Origin of the sequence: Shouchella phoenicis, from assembly GCF_047238345.1 — a bacterium.
Classification (GTDB): Bacteria; Bacillota; Bacilli; order Bacillales; family Bacillaceae_D; genus Shouchella.
In genome coordinates this window covers 1,420,258-1,442,951 of sequence record NZ_JBDFMQ010000001.1, presented here as the reverse complement: position 1 = coordinate 1,442,951, position 22,694 = coordinate 1,420,258, and the positions used below count along the sequence as shown (strand labels likewise).

The 22,694-nt window shown below is 40.5% G+C and carries 23 protein-coding genes; 3 read left to right on the top strand and 20 right to left on the bottom strand.

Features of this window, described 5'->3' with window-relative positions; all coding sequences use genetic code 11:
• Nucleotides 1-78: 78 nt before the first annotated feature.
• From mtaB to gpr, 11 genes are all read right to left on the bottom strand, one after another.
• Complete coding sequence (gene mtaB, locus ABC361_RS07845) at nt 79-1,428, bottom strand: tRNA (N(6)-L-threonylcarbamoyladenosine(37)-C(2))-methylthiotransferase MtaB (protein WP_413073468.1); 1,350 nt, start codon at nt 1,426-1,428, stop codon at nt 79-81.
• Nucleotides 1,429-1,438: 10 nt separating this feature from the next.
• On the bottom strand, nt 1,439-2,185 hold the full coding sequence (locus ABC361_RS07840; RefSeq protein WP_413073467.1) for a 16S rRNA (uracil(1498)-N(3))-methyltransferase: 747 nt from the start codon (nt 2,183-2,185) through the stop codon (nt 1,439-1,441).
• 8 nt (nt 2,186-2,193) lie between these two features.
• Entirely contained in the window at nt 2,194-3,138 is a 945-nt protein-coding gene (prmA, locus tag ABC361_RS07835) for a 50S ribosomal protein L11 methyltransferase (protein WP_413073466.1), read from the bottom strand.
• Between the two features lie 79 nt (nt 3,139-3,217).
• Complete coding sequence (gene dnaJ, locus ABC361_RS07830; protein WP_099300391.1) at nt 3,218-4,336, bottom strand: molecular chaperone DnaJ; 1,119 nt, start codon at nt 4,334-4,336, stop codon at nt 3,218-3,220.
• A 155-nt stretch (nt 4,337-4,491) separates the two neighbouring features.
• Complete coding sequence (dnaK, locus tag ABC361_RS07825) at nt 4,492-6,324, bottom strand: molecular chaperone DnaK (protein ID WP_413073465.1); 1,833 nt, start codon at nt 6,322-6,324, stop codon at nt 4,492-4,494.
• Between the two features lie 19 nt (nt 6,325-6,343).
• Entirely contained in the window at nt 6,344-6,907 is a 564-nt protein-coding gene (gene grpE, locus ABC361_RS07820) for a nucleotide exchange factor GrpE (RefSeq protein WP_413073464.1), read from the bottom strand.
• A 153-nt stretch (nt 6,908-7,060) separates the two neighbouring features.
• Nucleotides 7,061-8,083 carry a heat-inducible transcriptional repressor HrcA gene (gene hrcA / locus ABC361_RS07815; RefSeq protein WP_099300388.1) on the bottom strand — a complete coding sequence of 341 codons (1,023 nt, stop codon included), beginning with the start codon at nt 8,081-8,083 and terminating at the stop codon, nt 7,061-7,063.
• Nucleotides 8,084-8,179: 96 nt separating this feature from the next.
• The gene (gene hemW / locus ABC361_RS07810; RefSeq protein WP_413073463.1) at nt 8,180-9,340 is read right to left on the bottom strand and encodes a radical SAM family heme chaperone HemW; all 1,161 of its coding nucleotides are present in this window, start codon (nt 9,338-9,340) and stop codon (nt 8,180-8,182) included.
• A gap of 60 nt (nt 9,341-9,400) precedes the next feature.
• Entirely contained in the window at nt 9,401-11,224 is a 1,824-nt protein-coding gene (lepA, locus tag ABC361_RS07805; RefSeq protein WP_413073462.1) for a translation elongation factor 4, read from the bottom strand.
• Nucleotides 11,225-11,309: 85 nt separating this feature from the next.
• Nucleotides 11,310-11,666 (bottom strand): DUF3679 domain-containing protein, encoded by a 357-nt coding sequence (locus ABC361_RS07800; RefSeq protein ID WP_413073461.1) that lies wholly within the window; start codon nt 11,664-11,666, stop codon nt 11,310-11,312.
• 176 nt (nt 11,667-11,842) lie between these two features.
• Entirely contained in the window at nt 11,843-12,958 is a 1,116-nt protein-coding gene (gpr, locus tag ABC361_RS07795; RefSeq protein WP_413073460.1) for a GPR endopeptidase, read from the bottom strand.
• Between the two features lie 198 nt (nt 12,959-13,156).
• On the opposite strand from gpr, the gene rpsT reads away from it, so the two are divergent.
• Entirely contained in the window at nt 13,157-13,423 is a 267-nt protein-coding gene (gene rpsT, locus ABC361_RS07790) for a 30S ribosomal protein S20 (RefSeq protein ID WP_375078697.1), read from the top strand.
• A 51-nt stretch (nt 13,424-13,474) separates the two neighbouring features.
• Here rpsT and holA read toward each other — a convergent pair whose 3' ends face one another.
• Nucleotides 13,475-14,500: a DNA polymerase III subunit delta gene (holA, locus tag ABC361_RS07785; RefSeq protein ID WP_413073459.1), complete on the bottom strand. Its 1,026-nt coding sequence runs from the start codon at nt 14,498-14,500 to the stop codon at nt 13,475-13,477.
• A 296-nt stretch (nt 14,501-14,796) separates the two neighbouring features.
• Here holA and ABC361_RS07780 point away from each other — a divergent pair, with 296 nt between their 5' ends.
• Nucleotides 14,797-14,931 (top strand): YqzM family protein, encoded by a 135-nt coding sequence (locus tag ABC361_RS07780; protein WP_099302074.1) that lies wholly within the window; start codon nt 14,797-14,799, stop codon nt 14,929-14,931.
• A gap of 141 nt (nt 14,932-15,072) precedes the next feature.
• Here the strand turns inward: ABC361_RS07780 and ABC361_RS07775 are convergent, their stop codons facing one another.
• The 3 genes from ABC361_RS07775 to ABC361_RS07765 all read right to left on the bottom strand — a co-directional run bounded on the left by ABC361_RS07775 (nt 15,073) and on the right by ABC361_RS07765 (nt 18,634).
• Nucleotides 15,073-17,337 carry a DNA internalization-related competence protein ComEC/Rec2 gene (locus ABC361_RS07775; RefSeq protein ID WP_413073458.1) on the bottom strand — a complete coding sequence of 755 codons (2,265 nt, stop codon included), beginning with the start codon at nt 17,335-17,337 and terminating at the stop codon, nt 15,073-15,075.
• 25 nt (nt 17,338-17,362) lie between these two features.
• The gene (locus ABC361_RS07770; RefSeq protein ID WP_413073457.1) at nt 17,363-17,938 is read right to left on the bottom strand and encodes a ComE operon protein 2; all 576 of its coding nucleotides are present in this window, start codon (nt 17,936-17,938) and stop codon (nt 17,363-17,365) included.
• Between the two features lie 66 nt (nt 17,939-18,004).
• Nucleotides 18,005-18,634 carry a helix-hairpin-helix domain-containing protein gene (locus ABC361_RS07765; protein ID WP_413073456.1) on the bottom strand — a complete coding sequence of 210 codons (630 nt, stop codon included), beginning with the start codon at nt 18,632-18,634 and terminating at the stop codon, nt 18,005-18,007.
• Between the two features lie 85 nt (nt 18,635-18,719).
• On the opposite strand from ABC361_RS07765, the gene comER reads away from it, so the two are divergent.
• Complete coding sequence (gene comER, locus ABC361_RS07760; protein WP_413073455.1) at nt 18,720-19,544, top strand: late competence protein ComER; 825 nt, start codon at nt 18,720-18,722, stop codon at nt 19,542-19,544.
• Between the two features lie 40 nt (nt 19,545-19,584).
• On the opposite strand, the gene ABC361_RS07755 is transcribed toward comER, so the two are convergent.
• Genes ABC361_RS07755 through ABC361_RS07735 form a run of 5 tightly spaced genes read right to left on the bottom strand, consistent with a single transcriptional unit; the run spans nt 19,585 to nt 22,687 of the window.
• Nucleotides 19,585-20,340, bottom strand: a complete 756-nt coding sequence (locus ABC361_RS07755; RefSeq protein WP_413073454.1) for a class I SAM-dependent DNA methyltransferase — start codon at nt 20,338-20,340, stop codon at nt 19,585-19,587.
• Between the two features lie 15 nt (nt 20,341-20,355).
• Nucleotides 20,356-21,210, bottom strand: a complete 855-nt coding sequence (locus ABC361_RS07750; RefSeq protein WP_413073453.1) for a CvfB family protein — start codon at nt 21,208-21,210, stop codon at nt 20,356-20,358.
• Complete coding sequence (rsfS, locus tag ABC361_RS07745) at nt 21,207-21,557, bottom strand: ribosome silencing factor (RefSeq protein WP_375078705.1); 351 nt, start codon at nt 21,555-21,557, stop codon at nt 21,207-21,209. Before rsfS ends, ABC361_RS07750 begins: the two co-directional genes overlap by 4 nt.
• Nucleotides 21,520-22,128 (bottom strand): bis(5'-nucleosyl)-tetraphosphatase (symmetrical) YqeK, encoded by a 609-nt coding sequence (gene yqeK / locus ABC361_RS07740; protein ID WP_413073452.1) that lies wholly within the window; start codon nt 22,126-22,128, stop codon nt 21,520-21,522. Before yqeK ends, rsfS begins: the two co-directional genes overlap by 38 nt.
• Nucleotides 22,112-22,687, bottom strand: a complete 576-nt coding sequence (locus ABC361_RS07735; protein WP_413073451.1) for a nicotinate-nucleotide adenylyltransferase — start codon at nt 22,685-22,687, stop codon at nt 22,112-22,114. The genes yqeK and ABC361_RS07735 overlap by 17 nt, the downstream gene beginning before the upstream one ends.
• Nucleotides 22,688-22,694: the final 7 nt, after the last annotated feature.

Genomic DNA, 22,694 nt, shown 5'->3' with positions numbered 1-22,694 from the left:
ACATGAAATGCGCGTATGTTTCATTCAGAAAAAAGAGGGCGCTAATGGTTAATAGCTACCCTCTTTTTCAAACGTTCGTTAATTCGCTTGCGACATCAATTGCTCTTCTTCCGTTACTACTCGCACAAACTGACCTTTGTTGTATGGATAGCCAGCTTCTGTAATTTTCACACGAACAATTTCACCGACCATTTTTTCATCAACTGGTACTTTTACTTTTAAATAATTGTCTGTATAACCAATGAACAAACCACTTTCTAGATTGTCTTTATCACGTTCTTCTGGAATGACTTCTAGCACTTCGTTTTCAAATGACGAGGCATATTCTTTTGCTAACTGATTTGATAGCTCAATTAAGCGATGAACGCGATTATTTTTAACACCTTCTTCAACTTGATCGGTCATGCGTGCAGCTGGCGTGCCGGTTCTCATTGAATAAGGGAATACATGAAGTTCGCTAAACTTATGCTCAGCGATAAAATCATAGGTTTCTTGGAATTCTTCTTCTGTTTCACCAGGGAACCCTACAATGACGTCAGAAGTAATTGCTAGGCGTGGCAAAACCGCTTTTAATTTTGTAATACGTTCTGCAAAGGCAGCCATAGTGTACTTACGACGCATGCGTTTCAATACCGTGTCAGAACCTGATTGAAGCGGAACATGCATATGACGTACAATTTTATTTGACTTGCCAATCACCGCAATCACTTCATCTGTTAACTGACTTGCTTCGATGGACGAAATTCGAATACGTTTAAGACCTTTCACTGTTTCTAAATCTTCAAGCAGCCGCGCAAGACTATAATCTTTTAAATCTTCGCCGTATCCACCTGTGTGAATGCCTGTTAAGACAATTTCCTTGTATCCAGCATCAACAAGCTGTTGTGCTTGACGAACCACTTCTTCTGGGTCACGAGATCGCATTAAGCCTCTAGCCCAAGGAATAATACAAAAAGTACAGAAATTGTTACACCCTTCTTGAATTTTCAAAGAAGCTCGTGTGCGATCAGTGAATGAAGGGACATCTAACTCTTCATACACTCTCGTTTTCATGATATTGCCAACACCGTTAATTGGCTGGCGCTCTTGTTTAAATTGCTCGATGTATCCAAGCATTTTTGGACGATCTTGTGTACCAACAACAACATCTACGCCAGGAATGGCCATAATCTCCGCTGGTGATGTTTGCGCGTAACAACCTGTTACACAAATAACCGCGTCAGGGTTTTTTCGAATAGCTCGGCGAATGACTTGTCGGCTTTTCTTATCACCTGTATTTGTAACCGTACAGGTATTTATAACGTAAACATCTGCTGTTTCTTCGTACTCCACTTTTTCGTACCCATTTTGTTTAAACAGTTGCCAAATAGCTTCTGTTTCATAATGATTCACTTTACAACCTAATGTATGAAAGGCAACGGTTGACATTTATTTCACCTCATAATTCTACTTGATAAGAGAGTGCAGCTAAGATATACAGACTCGCCGTTTCAGTCCTTAAAATTCTTGGACCTAAGCTACACGTTCGTGCTTGTGCACCTGTTAATTCCCTAACTTCAGAGCGAGATAATCCACCCTCAGGGCCAACAATAATTAATAAACGTGTACCTGGTTTTAACGTTTCAAGCATTTGCTTTAGCTGACTCTTTTCGCCTTGCTTTGCTTCTTCTTCATCACAAACCAAGCAAGCATCGTACAGATTTACACGGCTGACGAGCGCTTGTCCATCTAATGGCGCTTCAATCTGTGGGATGGAAGAGCGGTGCGATTGCTCAGAAGCTTCTTTTGCAATCTTTTCAAAGCGAGTGAGCTTTTTTTGAATTTTTTTCTCATCCCATTTTACAATAGACCGTTCTGCAAGAAAAGGTATGATTGCGTGAACGCCTAATTCCGTTGCTTTTTGAATAATGTATTCAAATTTATCGCCTTTTGGCAAGCCTTGCGCAAGGGTCACTTGAACAGGCATATCGGTTTGTTTATCTTCGTCGTAAAGAATCTCTCCATCTACGCTCGCTTCTGAAACTGCTGTTAGTTTCACTACCACTGAGCGACTGCGAGTATTTACACATACGATGTGATCGCCTACAGACATACGCATGACTTTTCTAATATGTTGGGCATCTTCACCTGTTACCGATATATTCGTATCGCTCATTTGCTCATCTGCTATAAAATAGCGCTGCATACGTCACCTCATTCACTAGGCTTTTTTGCTATGATGGCAATCCAACCTTCTTGACGTTGAATGGAATCAATCATAAAGCCAGCTTGTTCAATCGATTCTTTTACAAGTTGTTCCTTGCGCTCAATAATACCAGATGTAATAAACGTTCCTCCAGGTTTCACGACACGATATGCGTCCTCTGTAAACGTCACAATCACTTCCGCTAAAATATTCGCAACAACGAGATCGGCTGTATGTGCCTGAATCCCTGTCAACAAATCATTTTGCGCAATGTTTATTGCGGACTCAGCGTTATTTAATTTAAAGTTCTCTCGGGCACTTGTCACAGCCACATCATCTAAGTCATACGCATGAATCGTGTGTGCACCAAGCTTCCACGCAGCAAGAGCTAAAACACCGGAACCAGTACCAACATCAATGACTGCATCACCTTTTTTTACGATCTTTTCAATCGCTTGTAAAGAGAGAATGGTTGTTGGATGCGTACCTGTTCCAAATGCCATCCCAGGATCAAGCTCGATAATCATTTCATGTTCTTTTTTTTCATAGTCTTCCCAAGTTGGTACAATGACAATCTGATCCGTGACGTTTACCGGGTGATAATACTTTTTCCATGCATTCGCCCAGTCATCATCGTTAACTTCAACATAACCAGTTGTACCATTGCCAATATTAATGTCAAACGTGACGAGGCCTTGAATTTTATCTTCTACTTCCGCAATCGTCTTATGGAACTGATCATTCATTGGAAAGTAGGCTTTTACCATTACACCCTCTTCCGGATAATCGTCTGGATTCAATTCATAGACTTCACCAAACTTAACGCTCCATTCCGTTACTAAATCTTTTGGGTCTTCAATCGCAACACCTGCTGCACCTGCTTCATGAAGAATGTTTGATACTGGCTCGACTGCTTCTTGCGTTGTATGTACGAAGAATTCTGCCCATTTCATTGTTTTGTCCACCTTTTCTTATGCACTCGTAAAAGAAGTGAAGTAAAGGAATTGGCCCTTCACTTCACTACTCATCTCATTAATCACCTTTAAAAGCTCGACGCAACTTATCAAAAAAGCCATCATTTTGCTCTTCTGGTCGCCCACCACTCATACCAGCGAATTCTCTCATTAATTCTTTTTCATTTTCGTTAAGATTTTTAGGTGTAACAACGCGCACTTGTACGTGTTGGTCTCCTTGGCCACGACCATGAACATTTGGCACGCCTTTTCCTTTTAATCTAAAGTTTGTTCCAGTTTGTGTACCAGCTGGGATTTTTAGTTTAATCTTGCCCGTTAACGTCGGCACTTCAATTTCATCCCCTAATGCAACTTGAGGGAATGTTAGAGGGACTTCACAATACACATCCTCTCCATCTCGTTCAAAGAACTCGTGCTCTCTCACTTGGAAAACAACATAAAGATCCCCGGCTGGACCACCGTTTGTGCCGGCTTCTCCTTGACCAGATACACGAAGCTGTTGGCCATTATCAATCCCTGCAGGTACTTTTACATTTATCGTTTTCTTCTTACGAACTTTTCCTTTACCGTGACACGTATTACATTTATCTTTAATGATTTTTCCTGAACCTTCACAATGGTTACACACACGACGGTTCACAACACGGCCAAATGGCGTGTTTTGTTCAACGTTTAATTGACCTGAGCCTTTACAGTGCGAACATGTTTCTGGTTTCGTTCCCGGCTTTGCCCCGGATCCATCACAGGTTTCACAGTTTTCGTCTCTCGGTATCTCAATTTCCGTTTCTTTTCCGAAGACAGCTTCTTTAAAGTCCAACGTCATCGTATATTGGAGATCGTTTCCTTGTCTTGGTGCGTTTGGATTTCTTCTTCCGCCACCTTGACCACCGAAGAACATGTCAAAAATATCGCTAAAGCCACCAAAATCACCAGCACCTGCTCCACCAAAGCCTTGGTTTGGATCAGTGTGACCAAATTGATCATAATGTGCTTTCTTTTGTGGGTCGCTTAACGTATCATACGCTTCTTTTACTTCTTTAAATTTTGATTCGGCACCCTCTTCTTTATTAACATCAGGGTGGTATTTGCGAGCTAATTTTCGATATGCCTTTTTCACTTCGTCTTCAGAAGCATTCTCGCTTACACCTAATACTTCATAAAAATCTCGTTTACTCACGGTTTTCCTCCCGACTACAAAGCAACCATGCTGCTTTACCTATTCTCACATAACGTTCATCTTATCATCAGTCAATCCCATTGCGCAACTTGGATAGAGACGTTCTTAAAAAAAAGTCAAAGCCCTTGAAACTGACTTTGACTTTTCCATAAACCTTATTTCTTTTCGTCGTCGTTTACTTCTTCATAGTCCGCATCGACAACATTCTCATCTTGCTGGCTACCTTCGCCTTCAGCACCTTGTTGTGCTTGCGCAGCTTGAGCCGCTTGCTCATACATTTTCGTCGTTAATGCTGTAACGATTTCTTGTAGCTCATCTTTAGCAGTCTTGATTTCTTCTTCGTTATCTGTTTCAAGCGCTGCTTTTAATTTGTCTTTCGCAGCTTCTGCTTTATCTTTTTCTTCTTGTTCAACGTTGTCACCAAGGTCAGTTAGTGTTTTTTCAGTTGTGAACACAAGCTGATCGGCTTCGTTGCGAAGTTCAACTTGCTCACGACGCTTTTTATCTGCTTCTGCATTTTCTTCAGCGTCTTGAACCATTTTTTCGATTTCTTCGTCAGAAAGACCAGAAGAAGATGTAATCGTAATGGACTGTTCTTTGTTTGTACCTAGGTCTTTCGCTTTAACATTCACGATACCGTTCGCATCAATATCAAAGGTTACTTCAATTTGTGGAACCCCACGTGGTGCTGGTGGAATATCGTTTAATTGGAAACGGCCAAGCGTTTTGTTATCTGCTGCCATTTCGCGCTCACCTTGTAAAACATGGATATCAACAGAAGGCTGATTATCTGCAGCGGTTGAGAACGTCTGTGATTTAGATGTTGGGATCGTTGTATTACGTTCAATTAGCTTCGTGAAGACAGATCCCATTGTTTCGATACCAAGTGATAGAGGTGTCACATCTAGTAATACAACGTCTTTCACATCACCAGTTAAGACACCAGCTTGAATTGCAGCACCTAATGCTACTACTTCATCTGGGTTTACACCTTTATGAGAATCTTTGCCTGTTAAACGCTTGATTGCTTCTTGTACAGCTGGAATACGTGTAGAACCACCAACAAGAACTACTTTATCGATCTCAGAAGCTGAAAGACCTGAATCAGAAAGCGCACGGCGAGTTGGCGCTAGTGTACGCTCAACTAAATCAGTCGTTAACTCATCAAATTTCGCACGAGTTAAGTTCATTTCTAAGTGCTTCGGTCCCGTAGAATCTGCTGTAATAAACGGTAAAGAAATTTGAGTCTGCATGACACCTGAAAGATCTTTTTTCGCTTTTTCAGCTGCATCTTTTAAACGCTGCATCGCCATTTTATCTTGTGATAAATCAATGCCGTTTTCTTTTTTAAACTCTGCTACTAGGTGATCCATGACAACATCATCAAAGTCATCTCCACCTAATTTATTGTCGCCAGAAGTCGCCTTAACTTCAAAGAAGCCGTCGCCAAGTTCAAGAATTGACACGTCAAATGTACCGCCACCAAGGTCATAAACAAGAATGGTTTGGTCTTCTTCTTTTTCTAAACCATAAGCAAGTGCTGCTGCTGTTGGCTCGTTTACAATACGGTCTACTTCAAGTCCAGCAATTTTACCAGCATCTTTTGTTGCTTGACGTTGAGAGTCATTAAAGTATGCAGGAACGGTAATAACCGCTTTCGTTACCGTCTCACCTAAGTATGCCTCAGCATCAGACTTAAGTTTTTGAAGGATGATCGCAGAAATTTCTTGAGGAGAGTAGCTTTTTCCTTCTACTTCTACTTTATAATCTGTACCAATGTGACGCTTAATTGAAATAACAGTGTTAGGATTTGTAATGGCTTGACGTTTTGCTACTTCACCTACTAAGCGCTCGCCATCTTTAAATGCCACAACAGACGGAGTTGTACGGTTGCCTTCCGGGTTAGGAATAACCGTTGCTTCTCCACCTTCCATTACTGCTACACATGAATTCGTTGTACCTAAATCAATTCCAATAATTTTACTCATTTTTTTCTTCCTCCTAAGCCTATGAATTCACTTTAACCATTGAATGGCGAATAACTCGATCTTTTAACTGATACCCTTTTTGCAGTTCATCAACAATTTGATTGCTTTCAAAACCTTCTTCTTCAACCTGCATAACAGCTTGATGGTAATGAGGATCAAACGTTTCTCCCTTTGTAGGGATAACTGTCACGCCCTCATTTTGAAGCGCATCTTCAATTTGGCGATGCACCATTTCCATCCCTTGAAGAAGCTGTTTCGCTTCCTCGTTTTCTGGATTTACTGCTAGTGCACGCTCAAAGTTATCGAGAGCAGGTAGTAACGTCTCAATCAATGCTTGTGATTTATATTTAAGCTGAGCTTCACGCTCTTCTTTCGTCCTTCTTCTGAAGTTATCATAGTCAGCTCTTGTTCGCGCTAAACGATCATTTGCTTCTTTTAATTCTGCTTCAAGAGGATGAACGACTTCAGCTTCTTCTTGAACCGTTTCGTCAACATCCGTTTGTTCTTCTGAACGGTTGTCCACTACTTCTTCTTCAGTGCCATGCTCTTGCTGTTCTGCATCATTTTTCTTTTCCTCTGGCATTTTGTTCACCTCCTGCTATAATCAATCCATTTCACATTTTTGTTATACCTTCGTCAGGATAGCAAAAAATCTTCACAAGACGCAAACAATGTTGCTCTTGATTTTTATGTATGTAAAGCAGCAGTCAAATAAACCGCCACCCACATCAATCTCTTAGTGGTCTGTTAGTAGCTTTGACATATTTTTCGAAAGCGAATCAACGACTTTTATCATCCGTCGATATTCCATCCGTGTTGGACCAATGACACCTAACGTACCAACATGTTGACCATTAATAGCAAATGAGGCTGTAACAATACTGCACTCATCAAAAGCAGCTAGTTGATTTTCGTTTCCAATGGAGACGTTCAATCCATTGAAATGCTGGGTTTTCAACCAATCGTAAAGAACAGATTCTTCTTCAAGGGTCCGATAAACCATTCGCATCTTTTCCATGTCTTGAAATTCAGGCTGTTCCATTAGATTCGAGCGTCCCGAAAAGAATAGTTTCTCCGCAATATCAGGCGATAATGTCGGCTGAAGCATCGCCAATACGTGTTTGTAATTTTTAATATGCGCTTTAAACAAGTGATTCAACTCGAATTGAATCTTTTGTTGAAGCTGAGAAAACGGTACGCCTCTTAAACGTTCGTTCAATAGATTAACCGTTCGTTCTAAATCTTCAGCTGTTACGTGTTCATCAAGCTGCACAATATGGTTCTCAATATGTCCTGTTTCACTAATAAGAATGACAATAGCTTTCATGCCTTCCAGTGGAACGATCTGGATTTTTTGCAGTCGTTCATTTAGTAATTCTGGCCCGAGAACAATTGACACATAGCTTGTCATTTCCGACAGAATGCGAGCGGATTCTTGGAATACTTCTTCAATCGCCTGCAGTTTAGCAGATGCAAGCGTCGATAATCTTGAACGCTCTGCCACGGTTAAACGATGAGGAGACAATAAATGGTCAACATAATAGCGATATCCTTTTTGGGAAGGAACACGTCCAGCAGAGCTATGAGGCTTATCAAGAAAGCCAAGCTCTTCCAAATCAGCCATCTCGTTCCGAATCGTTGCTGAGCTAAATTGAACATCAGCACGCTTAGAGATGCTTCTTGAACCAACTGGCTCAGCGGAACGAACATAATCGTCAACGATTGCATGTAAGATCAAGAGTTGTCTTTCAGTCAACATTCCAAGCACCCCCTGTTAGCACTCGCTATCGTTGAGTGCTAATGCTATAGTTACACTATCAAAAGGCATCCTTTTTGTCAATTAAAAAAACAGGTTCTAATAGGAAAAAGCTGATTCATCTAAAGCCGCTACAAACAATTCAAATGCTTCGTTAGCGAGCAACAACCCTTCTTTCGTTAAGGAAAGATATTCGTCACTATTATGAAGTAAGCCCTTTTGCACACCCGTGGCAATTTCTTCTTTAAACAACTCGTCAAGCTTATGTCCATAGGTGTCATAAAATGACTGCTTCTGAACACCCTCTCGTTTCCTTAATCCTAAGAATACAGCTTCTTCAAGATACTCCGCTTTTGAAACGTCGTGCTTTTTATATGTCGCTTCTCCACGCTCCAAAATCGCATCAATGTATTTCTGGATTGGGTTGATATTTTGATAACGGCAGCGGTCTTCATAGCCTGAAGCACCTGCTCCAAAACCTGCATAGGAACGGTTATCCCAATAGACTAAATTATGTTTACTCTCATAACCTGGCTTCCCAAAATTACTTAACTCATATTGTTTGAGCCCATGCGCCTTTGTTCGTTCAGTTAAGATGTCATACATCGCTACATCATCTTCTTCAGGGGGCAAGGACAGTGTGCCTTTCTTTTTACGATTATAGAAGACAGTCTGCTTTTCAACTTTCAACATATACGCAGAAATATGTTCGACGCCTAAGCGCAACGCTTCGTCTAAGGATTGCTCAAATTCAGCTACTGATTGATTTGGAAGACCTAGCATCAAATCAACCGAAAGATTCGTAAACCCTGCATCTCTCGCCTTTTTAATCGCATCGTGTACACCTTCAGGTGAATGAGTTCGGCCAATCTCTGTTAATATTGGCTGAGAAAACGTCTGCACCCCTAAACTTAAGCGAGTGACGCCGTATTTCTTCATGACGTTCAAACGGTCCGTAGTCCCACTGTCAGGATTCACTTCAACAGACCACTCTTTTAACTCCGATAGGTTCAACAAGCGGTGTATCGATTGAAACAAACGTTCCAACTGAGTCGCCGTAAGCGCAGTCGGTGTGCCTCCACCAATGTAAATGGTTTCAATCGGCATTTGATTGCGCGCTTGTTGCGATCCTTCTATCTCTTTAATCAGTGCATCGATATACGCTTCCACTGGCTGATTTTCTAAAAAGACTTTATTAAAATCGCAGTAATGGCAAATATGTTCACAAAATGGGATGTGTATATAAATGGAATGTCCCATTGCTTCGTCCTCCTCACAAAGAAAAAAAGCCAACTCAAACGTAGCTGGCTTTTTCCATTCTTAATCTTCGTCCATTCGCAGTACAGCCATAAACGCTTCTTGGGGAACTTCTACATTCCCAACTGCTTTCATTCGTTTCTTACCTTCTTTTTGTTTTTCCAGAAGCTTACGTTTACGCGAAATATCTCCACCATAACATTTGGAAAGAACGTTTTTACGCATTGCTTTAATCGTCGAGCGCGCAATGACTTTTGTACCAATGCTCGCCTGTATAGGCACTTCAAATTGCTGTCTTGGAATGAGTTGCTTAAGCTTCTCAACAATAATTTTTCCTCGCTCATAGGCAGAATCTCTATGCACAATAACAGATAACGCATCGACTTTTTCGCCATTTAGCAAAATATCCATTTTTACAAGCTTTGACTCACGGTAGCCTACAAGCTCATAATCAAAGGATGCATATCCTTTTGTATTAGACTTAAGTTGGTCAAAGAAATCATAGACAATTTCTGAAAGCGGGATCTCATAGACAATCTGAACTCGAACCTCATCCAAGTACTGCATGTCCATAAACACGCCGCGCTTTCCTTGACACAACTCCATAACGGCGCCAACAAAATCATTCGGGACCATAATGGTTGCTTTTACATAAGGCTCTTCAACATGATCTACTTTTTGTGCATCAGGCATATTGGATGGATTATCAATGTTGATCACTTCTTGGTCCGTCATGGTTACTGTATAAATAACAGATGGTGCTGTTGTAATTAACGTAATACCAAATTCTCGTTCAATTCGCTCTTGGATAATTTCCATGTGCAGCAAACCTAAAAATCCACAACGAAACCCGAACCCTAAAGCTTGAGACGTTTCTGCTTCATATTGAAGCGAAGAGTCATTTAACTCAAGTCGTTCTAATGCTTCACGAAGATCATTGTATTCACCAGTATCGATTGGGTATAAACCACAATATACCATTGGATTCATCCGACGATAACCTGGAAGTGCCTTTTCTGCAGGTGTAACAGCACTCGTAATTGTATCCCCTACACGGGAGTCGCCCACGTTTTTAATAGCCGCTGTTAAGAATCCTACATCTCCAACAGTAAGCTCATCGCACTTCACCGTTTTCGGTGTAAAGACACCTACTTCGTTCACTTCAAATTCTTTCCCTGTTTGCATCATCCGAATCTTTTGTCCTGGCTTTACCGTTCCTTCTACAATTCGAATATATGCAATAACACCTCGGTAAGGGTCATAGAGAGAATCAAAGATCAATGCTTTTAATGGCGCATCAGGATCTCCAGCAGGTGCTGGTACTTTCTCAACCACTTGCTCCAGTATTTCTTCAATACCAATTCCATTTTTTGCAGATGCAAGAACGGCGTCAGAAGCATCCAATCCAATAACATCTTCTACTTCTTTTTTCACTCGGTCCGGCTCTGCACTTGGTAAGTCAATTTTATTAATGACTGGGAGTATTTCTAGATCATTATCCAGTGCTAAATAAACATTCGCTAACGTCTGCGCTTCGATCCCTTGCGCACTATCGACAATTAACAGGGCGCCTTCACAAGCTGCCAAGCTTCGCGATACTTCATATGTAAAATCGACATGACCTGGGGTATCAATCAAATGAAAAATGTATTCTTCTCCATCTTTTGCTGTATATTTTAACTGCACTGCATTTAATTTAATGGTAATGCCACGTTCTCTTTCAAGATCCATTGCATCTAGCGTTTGAGCTTTCATTTCTCTATCAGTTAATGCGCCGGTGCGTTCTAAAATCCGGTCAGCCAACGTTGATTTACCGTGGTCAATGTGAGCGATAATCGAGAAATTACGTATTCTAGATTGGCGCTCTAGTTTTTGATCCTTCTTCATTCGTCTGCCTTCACCCCTAAAAAAACCTACATTTACACTATCCCTTATTATAGCAAGGTTAAGGCACACCAGCAATAAAAGCTTTTTATTCCCTCTCTTCTTTGTTTACATTGTCTTGTACAAGAGAGACAACTTTTTCAAGCCCGGAGCGTGTCGCGCCCTCTGTTTGATTGGCTAACGTCGAGCCTAAATCAGAAAATAAGTTTGAAAGACCCTTTTCTTCACGATTTGTTGTAATTGGCTGACGCTTCTCTTCCTTTTCTTCTGGTGGTACGCTCACTGCTTGCATGGATTCAGCGCCTTCATCTTCTGTCGTTGTTTCTATATTTAACGGTTTTGGTTCATTTAAACCTGCGTATTCACTCATCATTTGTACACCCATCATTAAGCCAAACAGCACGCTAAAAAACAATAAGAAAAATCGACGTTTTGCCGTCTTCATTTTCCTCATCCTTTCTACCAAGCTTGGAGAGCTTGTCCTTTTTTACACTATATGTATCAAAGAAAAAAAAAGACCAAGCTTTTTTTCGAAAACCAAACCGTATCGAAAAAGCGCCCTAAAAGGACGCCTTTACGTGCTAGTTCGGGTGCGGGTATTTTCTTGCAAATCGTTGTGGCTTATTTTGTATAAGCACCCACGTTTTCTTGATTCACTCTACCATGCAAGGCAGCGTTTAGACCTCCAGCAATGACGTGAGCCATATCTTCAATAAACACATCAATTTCTTTTGGGGTTACCATTAAATTATGACCTAACGGGGCAAGAACTTCTTGAATTAAGCTTCGTTTTTCTTCCATTTCCAAACCTCCGACCATGCCTAATATCGCTTTTCTTCCAGCTTCGTCAGGTAAATCCTTTTCCGTCAATTCTCGCCGTTCTCCAAACGTCATTCCAGCTGGTGCTAATCGTTTTGATGGTTTGTCGCCTTCTCTCATTTCTTTCCCCATATGCTTTAACACAAAATCAATTGCATCGGAAGTAATCGTGACTGCATCAACAACAGTAGGAATCCCAATGGCAATAACAGGGATACCTAACGTTTCTTGATTCATTGCTTTACGGTTATTCCCTACACCACTACCAGGATGAATCCCCGTATCGGCAATTTGAATCGTCGTGTTCACACGTTCGATTGAACGAGAGGCTAACGCATCAATGACAATCAGAAAATCTGGCTTCGTTTTCTCAACAACACCAAATACAACGTCACTTGTCTCAATTCCTGTTACCCCCATAACCCCAGGTGTAATGGCACTAACAGAGCGATAGCCATCTTGAATTTCCTCCGGCGCTAGTTTAAACAAGTGCTTGGTGACTAAAATTTCTTCTACTGTTAATGGACCTAGGGCATCTGGGGTAACATTCCAATTTCCTAAACCAACAATTAAACATGTGGCGTCTTCTTTAATGTTCGATCGCTTTAAGAAAGCAGAAAATTCTTTTGCAAAAACTCGCTCAAGGTCTGCTTGTAAATCTGTATCCTTTTGTCTAATTCCTTGGGCTTCAAAGGTTAAGTAATTTCCTGCTTTTTTTCCTAATCGTTCGGCTCCCTCTTTACCAATTTTCACTTTCGTCACTTTTACATTTGAGACCGTTTCTTCTACAACGAGCACATCGTCAACTTTATTTGGCTCTTTTACATTTTGTTGCTCTTGTTCTTCCACGACCATTTCATGCGCTTCAAGAGCCAGATCCGTTCGAATCACAAATGGTTCCATGTTCAATTTACCCATAACGTTATCTCTTCTCCTTCGTCAATGTGATACAATTAATATGACCGAGTCGAAAAGAAAACATTCAGAAGATAGAAGACTTCAACACTTTGTATTGCAATCATTGAGTATGTTTGATAAAATGCAGAGTGTTGTACTGCTGAAACAGTGATCTAGAGAGGCCTTCGCATAGGCCATTTTATGACGGAGGTGAAATAAATGCCAAATATTAAATCTGCTATTAAACGTGTTAAAACAAACGATAAACGCCGCGCGCAAAACGCAGCTCAAAAATCTGCTTTACGTTCTGCAGTAAAGAACTTTGATACTGCTGCTTCTAACGGCAATGCAGAAGAAGCAAAAGTTGCTTTTGCTGAAGCGACGAAGAAGATTGATAAAGCTGCAACAAAAGGACTTATCCATAAAAATGCTGCAGCACGTCAAAAGTCTCGTCTTGCAAAAAGATTAAACGGACTTTCTGCATAAGACAAGCCGTTTAGACGACAAAAAACGATTCACCTTGTGTGAATCGTTTTTTTATGTTCGTGTACTTAATTTCAGTAATAGCAATTCTACCGAGCGTTCTTTTTCCCCTTTTCCTGTTTTAATCGCATAATCAGTGTCTGCACATGCGATTATCGCTTTTCGAAGATCGCTTTTTGCATGACGATTTGTCTGTTGCATCGTAAGTTTTATTACATACGGATGTAGATTAAGCTGGCCAGCAATTTCTTTTTGATTGTATCCTTTTTCTTGTCGAATCTTTACATAAAGCAGGTTGCGAAATTGTCGTGTTAATAGAGCAAGCATGGCCAAAGGTTCTTCTTTTTGTCGTAATAACTTGTGATACGTTCTGAGCGCTTGCTCCGTTTTCCCACTTGCCACACTTTCGACAACTGAAAAAATACTCTCATCCACCGTCTCTGCAACAAGCGTTTCCACATCCTGCTCTACGATATGCTTTTTATCTGCCGTAAACAGCATACACTTCTCGAGTTCTTTTTCTATTAACATTAAATTAGAACCAACGCGGGCAAACAACAGCTGTGCAGCAGTCTTATCAATTGTAAAGCCTTGTTCGCCAACAGCATTAACCATCCACTGTTTTACTTGTTCTTCATTCAGTGGATTTGATTCAAGCGCTGCCGTTTGTTTTTTTAATTGTTTCGTTAGCTTTTTACGCTCGTCCACTTTTTCATATGGCGCAATGATGATAAAAACGGTTGAATCCGACGGCGATTGGATATACTGTTCAAGCGCAGAAAGATCGTGCTCTACCTTCGCTTTTACTTTTTGAGTGGAGACAAAATAAAAATCTTGAATGACGACTAGTTTTCGATTCGAAAAAAACGGAATTGTTGCAGCTTCCTCAACGATCTCTTGAATCGGCGTGTCTACAACTTGAAATCGGCTATCATTCATTGAATCATCTGCTTCGGTAAATAATAAAGACCGTACTTTATTTACAAAAGCATCTATTAAATACGTTTCAGACCCGTATAAAAAATATACATGCTGCAACGAGTCTCCCTTTAGTTTTTGGATGGTTCCTAAAATGCTCATATGTATAACTCCTCACTCATGCTCATTTTTATAGTGTATTCATTTTTACATGAATGAGCAAGAGGGGAAATCTCTTCCCCCTCAATCTATAATGAACGCTTTTAACGAAGACCCTAGGACTTCCCGTTAAAAGCGGGCCACCACTGTATACAACAACATATGCAAGCAATGAAAGTTCGGTGCTGTATTCAAGATGGTTTTCTTTAATGTTCAGTAAAAAGCAATGTCGCATAGTTGAACAAATCTTTTCATTTTCAAAAAAATCACGTATACTTACGGAAGAGGAGGTGCATAAAATGAATCACTTTGAAAAAGATGTCCAAGATAAAGCAAATGATATTGTCCCATCGATTGTTGGCTTTGTTGCCTCTTTTGGGTTTTTTGCATTAATATTTATCATCGCAAATATTGTGGATGTGGCTACATTCTAGAAACAAAAAAACAGCTCTCATTTTTATCGACTAAAAAGAAACCGTTTCCGTCAAAGATGGTCGTTTGCACCTCATGCTACATACGTAAACACCTATCCATCTTTTATTGAAAAATTTTTCAGTCATAATGTGGGCTGTTTTTTATTGTGACTGTGTTGGAAAAACGTCGATCCTGTTCTCATTAATCACAATTTCGACTGTGGCATGAAGATTTGTTTGATAGACATCAACACCTGAAGCATGTAAACGATCTAATACATCAGGATGAGGATGACCGAAGCGGTTGTTCACACCTGCTGATATAAAAGCAAGCTGCGGCGATAATTGCTCAAGAAAATGCGGTTGCGTTGAAGTCTGACTTCCGTGATGCCCTACTTTTAACAAATCCACACTCAATTGCGGATAACGCTGTTTTAAATCATCTTCTCCTTCCTTTTCTAAATCACCGGTTAATAAAAGAGACGTATCATAAAATGAAGTATAGAGAACGATTGATTTATCATTTCCACTCCACGACTTATCCGCCGTTGGATGAAGAACGTAAAATTGATCGGAAATGGTATCCCCCGCATGCACAAACGTTAATTTCGCATCATCAATAATCTCCACTAAGTGATAGTCAATCTCTTTTTCTAGTTCGCCGTATGGAAGATACACTTGTTCTACTTGCAGTTCATTTAATACCGCCTCCGCTCCACCTACATGATCATAATCACCGTGAGTCAATATGAGCCCATCGATTTTCTTAATTCCTTTCGCCTTCATATAGGGCACAACGATATCTTTTCCAGTATCAAAGGTTTTCTTTTTTTGCTGCCAGTCTTCTGTCGCAAACGACACAACTCCACCTGTATCAATAATATAAACTTCCTTCCGGTAAGGCGTTTCAATAATCATACTATCTCCCTGTCCGACATCGAGCATGGTAACGACCGCTTGATCATTCCATTTCGGCAGTTGCGATGGAAGGATTAAGCATACAGAAAACAAACCTAGCGATAGATACAGCCAACGTGAGCGCCTTTCCCATAATAGGCCACTTAAAATGAGTAAACTATATAAACAAAGAACGATTAGCACATGGGGACGACCAATAACAAATACATAGACATAGTCTGCTAACGCCACAATCCATTTATGAAGCCACTCCATCACAATGGCTGGAAAAAATGCGAGTAGTTGTACAGCATGAATAGAAAAGCCGTTTATGAAGACAAGTAAAAAGCTATATGGAAGCAAAAACAACGAGACAAACGGAATATAGATTAAATTAATTATAAGGCTAAATGGAGACCATTCATAAAAATGAAATGCAATTAAAGGCAAACCTATCAGCTGTGCAATCGTCGTCACATAGAATAAACGTCCCATATAGGAATGAACCCGGTTCATAATTGTTTTTTGAACTAAGAGAAGCGTAAATGACACAAGAAAGGATAGTTGAAACCCGAGTTGAAAGAGAGCATAAGGTTGGAAAAATAAGTAGAGGAGAAAAATTGCCGAAAATCCGTAGAATGGGTGAATGGGAACACGTAAGAAAAGAAGTAAAAAGTAAATCATCGTCATAACGGCTGCTCGAACAACAGGTGGAGAAGCGCCCGTCAAGAAAATAAAAAAAGGGAGAAGAACGAAGATACTAAGAATGACGAGCTCTCTCGGAACACCGATTCGAATCATTACATAAAAGTAGGTCCCTGTAACAATGCCAACATGCAAACCAGAAATAGCGAGTAAATGAATCACCCCTAATTTTGAATAGGCATCACTTACAAGAGGGTCCATATAATAGCGCTCACCTAATGTCAAAGCAATAACGACCCCGCTAATGGATGGAGGGAGCCGTTCTCGCAAAAGTGACATCACATGATGACGATATTGATTTAATTGATAAAGAAAAGAGACGTCTGTATTTGTTGTGCATTCTATGAACTGGAGTTGTTTGACGTCAAATAAATAGTGAATACGCTGATAATATAAAAACTGTTGGTAATCAAATGCATAATGATTTCTTGCTTCCATCGGCCTTTTTAAATCGCCTTTCGCCTGACAAATATCCCCAGCTTTAGCTGTCCAACTGGTTAACGCCTCTTCAGTTTGGCTGTAAGCCGTTAACATTAGTTTTTCATTATCTGCTGTTTGAATCGTTGTTTTCAATTGATTTCCATCAATATACACTCCATCAAGTAACTGGAATGTAAGCTCAGTAGGCCCAGGCGTCAATGTTGAAGCATTTTTTTGGTGAATATAAGAGGTGGATAAGAAATAAAGAATGAACGGAATGAGGAGGTACCAAATGGTTGTCCTTTCCCCTTTTAAAAAGTGAAAAGAAGAAAGAACGAAACCACTGATAAAAAAAACAAAAGCGAGGATCAAACTGCTTTGTAAGACAAACAAGATTGCAGACATAACAGCTAGAAAAGAAATGAATGCTTTATTCACTTGTTTTAGAGAAATAAAGGGATTGTGTTTTAGTGGCTAATTCTTCTAATCGCTCATCTGAAACACCTAGCTGTTCAACTTCTTGCAATAGCTCTGTTGTTAATGCTAGTTTATCGTGAAAAAACTCATCAAGTACGGATGGATCTAATTCAACTTCTATACAATCAATTCCGGCTTCAGCAAAAAGCTGCTCGGCATATGGTTGATTTTTATAGTCTTTGGCATAGTGAACTTTGGAAATGCCTGCTTGAATTAATGACTTCGCACAATGTACACACGGAAAATGCGTTATATAGATTTCCGCACCCTTCGTTGGGACACCGAATTTAGCACATTGCAACAGCGCATTTACTTCGGCGTGAACGGTACGTATACAATGACCATCTACGACATAGCAACCCTGATCAAGACAGTGATCTGAACCTGATACAGACCCGTTATAGCCCCCTGCAATAATTCGTTTTTCTCGTACAATCGTAGCGCCTACCTTCAATCTCGGACACGTACTCCGCAAAGATAGCAATTGACTTTGTGACATAAAATATAAATCCCATGAGATGCGTTCCATGATCGTGCTCCTTTTTTCATGCATAGTAAGAGTTTAAAGTGATTTGCAGCTTCCGTCAATCTATGCTCACTTAACACTAATAGCGTCTTTTAGTGATTCATACGATTTTTCGCCAATTCCACTTACATTTTTAATGTCTTCAACGGTTTGAAACAACCCATTCTCCTCTCGATACTGTACAATTGTAGCTGCTTTCGAAGGGCCAATTCCTGGTAATGCCTGAAGTTCCTCCACAGAGGCTGTATTAAGATTGACTTTCCCTTCTTCATCCTGCCCCCCACTTCCTCCTGCACCAATCGCTACCTGAACAGGCTCTTCTCCGATTTCTGGAACGTATATTACTTGTTCATCGATTAATTTTTGCGCTAAATTCACTTGGTTAACCTCAGCCGTTTCTGTAAATCCCCCGGCCCGGTCAATCGCATCATCCACACGGTCTCCTTCTATAAATGAATAGACCCCAGGTTGTTCAATTGCGCCTTTCACATCGACGATAATCGGTAAAGCCGTGCGATCATCGGCTTCTTCTTCAACCGCCTCATTTGTTAGAAATGCAGGTTCAGAAAACGCGCTATCGTCAGCCTCTTCCCCGTTAAGTCCCTGTAAGAACAAAAAAAGAAGGATCAATACACTTAGCCCCAATGCCCCAATTGCTGTATAGCCATTTTTAACAAATTGTATGATACGGTTTTTCACACTCTACCTCCTCATCAATCTTGGAATGATAACCAAGCAGTCTTGCATAACATGAGTAAAGCTACGTCTTAAGGGAGGTTTTTACATGAAAGTCGGATTTATTGGAGTAGGCAGTATGGGTAGTATGTTAATAGATACATTATTAGAAGCGAAGTCGATAGAAGAAAAAGACATTGTCGTTATTAATCGAACGGTTTTAAAAGCAAAAGCCGTTCAAGAAAAGTACCCTGGTGTCATGATTGCTCCTTCTATTAAAGAATTAGCGGAAACGTGTAAATGGATTTTTCTTTGCGTTAAACCAAAAGATATACCAGTACTTACACCAACTATCACACCTTTTCTTACAAACGAACATGTAATGATTTCGATTACTAGCCCGGTTTCAGTTGAACATTTAGAGGAGCTGTTTCCATGTAAGGTGGGAAGGATTATTCCTAGCATACTAAATCGCGCACAGTCTGGCTCCACTCTTGTAAGCTTTAGTAATCGCTGCACCCAAGAAGATGAACAGGAAATCCTTGCGTTCATTTCAACCATTTCAAGTCCTTTGTTTATTGACGAAAATGTAACGCGAGTATCATCTGATATCGTTAGTTGTGGACCAGCGTTTTTTGCGTTTATGGCACAGCGATTTATTGAAGGAGCTGTCTCGGAAACACCATTAGGAGAAAAAGAAGCAACTGAATTAACAACATCGATGTTGATCGGTTTAGGAAAGCTACTAGAGGAAGGGTATTACACATTACCAACGTTACAAGAACGTGTATGTGTGCCTGGAGGCATAACAGGTGTTGGGATTGCACATTTGGATCAATTAGTAGGGGATGGTTTCGGATCGTTGTTTCGATTAACAGAAGAAAAATTTTCATCAGAAAAACAAAAGCTCGTACAAGAGTTCCAGTTAAAATAAGTTAGGACTTCCTAACTTATTTTAACTTATTCGCTCTTTCTTACGATGTTCCTGCTTCTTTTTTTGCGGAAAAGAAAAATCTCTCTGTTTTAGCATGTGGAGGTTCATCACAAAAGTCACTGGTAACTTGAATAGCGTTGAACCCAGATTCTTTCAACCATTTCGTGTATGTTTTTTCATCAAATGTTCGTTCTTGATGAAGCTCTTCTACACGTTCATAAAGTCCATTCTCTTGCTCAATAAAAAACGTTAGTTCGTGCTCAACACTATTCGGTGCGTCTCCTGTAAAGGAATGCCAAATATACGCTACCCCGTCGCCATCATCTGCATATGTCGCTTGATCAAACTGCGTCATCTTAAAAGGAGAATGGACATCAAATAACAATAAACCTCCATCATTTAATGCATCGTAGCAGCGTAAAAACACTTGTTTAAAAGCCTCTTCTTCTTTTATATAATTTAACGAATCGCAAAAAATCGTAATAACATCGTAACGACCTAGTCCTGAAAACTGGCTCATATCTTCATGAAAAATTTGAGCAGGATAACCAGCACTTTGTAATTTTTGATGCGCGACCGTTAACATATCTTCAGACAAATCCAGACCAGCAACCGTATAGCCAGCCTGATTCATTCGCAGCATGAATTCTCCTGTACCACAACCAATATCTAAAATGGTCGTCGCTCGAATGCCCCTTTCTTTTAAGGCTTTCTCCATATACGTTAGCCAGCGATCATAATCAACGTGCTCCATAAGGTCATCATAGATATTAGCAAACTGTAAATAAGGTTTCATCTCATTCAACTCCGATCACTTTACCTTATGTGTAAACCCATCTTGTTGAACAATTAGCTTTTGCTTCAATAACTTTCCTAAAGCCCGTTTAAAGGCTGCTTTGCTCATACCTAGAGCACGCTCAATATCTTCAGGGGTCGATTTATCCGTTAAAGGCATCGCATGATTTTGGCGTGCTTCCAGATACGTTAACACTTTTTTAGCATCGATATCTTGCTGATCTGTCCGTTTTAACCGCTGGGATACATTCACGCGACCATCTTCACGTACAAATTGAACCCTTGCAGTAATGGTTTGTCCGAGCCTCGGTATTCCATCCGCTTCATCTTGATGTAAGAAGGCAATGGGACCGTCTTTAATTCGTATCGCAGCCCCTTCATCTAGAAAGTGATAGATGATTCCCGACACATCGCGATTAAGCCAGTCTTGATCCGCTTTAATCGCTGCATCCGTAATGGGTCCACCCTTTACGAGCCGTCCCATTAATCGCCCCTTTTTATCCCACGTTAACGAACAGCATAAGTGATCCCCTTTTTGCGGCCACTCCATGCGATCTTGAGGCAGTTCGTCCATCGATACAAATAAATCACGTGAAATGCCGTTGTACACAAACACCCCATGAGTCGGACGTACCTGTACAACTTCAAGCCAGCCAATTTCCTCGTTTTTAATGATGGGTTGTTTCATGGTAGCACTTAAGCGGTTTTGGTGATCATGATAAAGGAACACATCTAAGCGATCATCAATTGAGACCGACTCTGTTAAGTCATTTTTGTGTAGCAATACATCTTCGTTGCCATCCGTGAGAAAAAAGCCAAAAGAAGCTTCTCTTATCACGGTAAGAGTAGCTAATTCTCCTGGTTTCATCATTGGCTAATAACCTCTTGTAACGGGACGGTAGGCGCGTCTCCCCATAGCTTTTCTAAATTGTAATAAACGCGCTCTTCTTTGTGAAAAATATGAATAACGACATCGCCAATATCAAGCAACACCCAGCGTGCTTTATCATATCCTTCAAGCCTTTTAATATCTTGTCCTTGTTCTTGAAAGACTTTTTTAAGCTCGTGGGCAATCGCTTGAACTTGTTTTTCAGAATTACCATGGCAAATAACAAAGTAATCAGCAATTGGTGAAATTCCTTTCATATCCAAGGCGGTAATATTATGACCTCGCTTATCGTCAATCGTATGAACGGCTAATTTTAAAAATGGATTCAATCTCTTGTTCCCCTTTCAACGTATAATAATTGTATGCTTCAATTGTGTACGGATGAATCGGCAAATCTTTTGATAGAAGGTAATTCATCGTATTATTTAAACTAAACTGACAGGCTCGATCTAAATGAATGTCTGCTAGCTCCCGAGCTTTTTCCACACCCTGAAATGAACGATTTGGTTCAATATAGTCTGCCACAAAGAGTACTTGCTCTAACCTAGACATGTTCGCGCGTCCTGTTGTATGGGATCGAACAGCTTGTAAAATGTCGCCATCTTCAATCTGTAGCTCATTTTTACTATACAGTGCACCATAAGGAGCATGAAGCAACTCTCGACCAAATACGGCCCAATGTGTTTCGCCTTTAGCAGCTAAATGGTTCGCCATCTCATCTGTATCATGGTACTTACATATGTCATGAACAATCGCCGCTAATTCCGCCTTCTCCTCATCTACATGATACTGTCTAGCCAATCGAATTGCAGTCTCTGTCACACCGATTGTATGCTGAAATCGCTTTTCAGTGAGGTGATGGCGAACAATTTCCCAAGCCCCTTTAGCTGTAATTGCCATATAAAGAACGCTCCTTTATGAGTTCCCGCACTGATTCTGGTACAAAATAACGAATCGGTTTGCCTTCCTGGACTCGTTTTCGGATGAGCGAAGATGAAATCTCTACTTCTAAAAACGGAATATGTTCGACTTCTTTATGAGCAGAAATGTGCGAACCAGGGCGATCAAACGCCGCAAACGTCACCATCTTTTTTAGTTGATCAATTTTGTACCATTTCTCCAATTGCTCGACCATATCTGCGCCGATGAGAAAGTAGAAATGGTCTTCTGGAAATTGATTTGTCAACTGTTCTACTGTATCAAACGTATACGATTTACCTTTTCGTTCGATTTCCAGATCCAGTACTTTAAACGTAGATTGCGAAGCCACTGCCGCTTGTGTTAATGCCAAGCGATCCGAACCTGATGTTAATTCGTTACGTACTTTATGTGGGGGATCTGACACTGGAATAAACCAAACTTCATCAAGTTGTAATGCTAGCTGGGCTTCTTGGGCAATTAGTAAATGCCCGTGATGCGGTGGATCAAACGTTCCACCAAACAAGCCGATTCGTCGCATTGTCTTC

Coding starts and splice junctions, on each gene's coding strand:
- mtaB (WP_413073468.1), bottom strand. CDS start 1,428: ATGTCAACCGTTGCCTTTCATACATTAGGTTGTAAAGTGAATCATTAT.
- ABC361_RS07840 (WP_413073467.1), bottom strand. CDS start 2,185: ATGCAGCGCTATTTTATAGCAGATGAGCAAATGAGCGATACGAATATA.
- prmA (WP_413073466.1), bottom strand. CDS start 3,138: ATGAAATGGGCAGAATTCTTCGTACATACAACGCAAGAAGCAGTCGAG.
- dnaK (WP_413073465.1), bottom strand. CDS start 6,324: ATGAGTAAAATTATTGGAATTGATTTAGGTACAACGAATTCATGTGTA.
- grpE (WP_413073464.1), bottom strand. CDS start 6,907: ATGCCAGAGGAAAAGAAAAATGATGCAGAACAGCAAGAGCATGGCACT.
- hrcA (WP_099300388.1), bottom strand. CDS start 8,083: ATGTTGACTGAAAGACAACTCTTGATCTTACATGCAATCGTTGACGAT.
- hemW (WP_413073463.1), bottom strand. CDS start 9,340: ATGGGACATTCCATTTATATACACATCCCATTTTGTGAACATATTTGC.
- lepA (WP_413073462.1), bottom strand. CDS start 11,224: ATGAAGAAGGATCAAAAACTAGAGCGCCAATCTAGAATACGTAATTTC.
- ABC361_RS07800 (WP_413073461.1), bottom strand. CDS start 11,666: ATGAAGACGGCAAAACGTCGATTTTTCTTATTGTTTTTTAGCGTGCTG.
- gpr (WP_413073460.1), bottom strand. CDS start 12,958: ATGGGTAAATTGAACATGGAACCATTTGTGATTCGAACGGATCTGGCT.
- rpsT (WP_375078697.1), top strand. CDS start 13,157: ATGCCAAATATTAAATCTGCTATTAAACGTGTTAAAACAAACGATAAA.
- holA (WP_413073459.1), bottom strand. CDS start 14,500: ATGAGCATTTTAGGAACCATCCAAAAACTAAAGGGAGACTCGTTGCAG.
- ABC361_RS07780 (WP_099302074.1), top strand. CDS start 14,797: ATGAATCACTTTGAAAAAGATGTCCAAGATAAAGCAAATGATATTGTC.
- ABC361_RS07775 (WP_413073458.1), bottom strand. CDS start 17,337: ATGTCTGCAATCTTGTTTGTCTTACAAAGCAGTTTGATCCTCGCTTTT.
- ABC361_RS07770 (WP_413073457.1), bottom strand. CDS start 17,938: ATGGAACGCATCTCATGGGATTTATATTTTATGTCACAAAGTCAATTG.
- comER (WP_413073455.1), top strand. CDS start 18,720: ATGAAAGTCGGATTTATTGGAGTAGGCAGTATGGGTAGTATGTTAATA.
- ABC361_RS07755 (WP_413073454.1), bottom strand. CDS start 20,340: ATGAAACCTTATTTACAGTTTGCTAATATCTATGATGACCTTATGGAG.
- ABC361_RS07750 (WP_413073453.1), bottom strand. CDS start 21,210: ATGATGAAACCAGGAGAATTAGCTACTCTTACCGTGATAAGAGAAGCT.
- yqeK (WP_413073452.1), bottom strand. CDS start 22,128: ATGGCAATTACAGCTAAAGGGGCTTGGGAAATTGTTCGCCATCACCTC.
- ABC361_RS07735 (WP_413073451.1), bottom strand. CDS start 22,687: ATGCGACGAATCGGCTTGTTTGGTGGAACGTTTGATCCACCGCATCAC.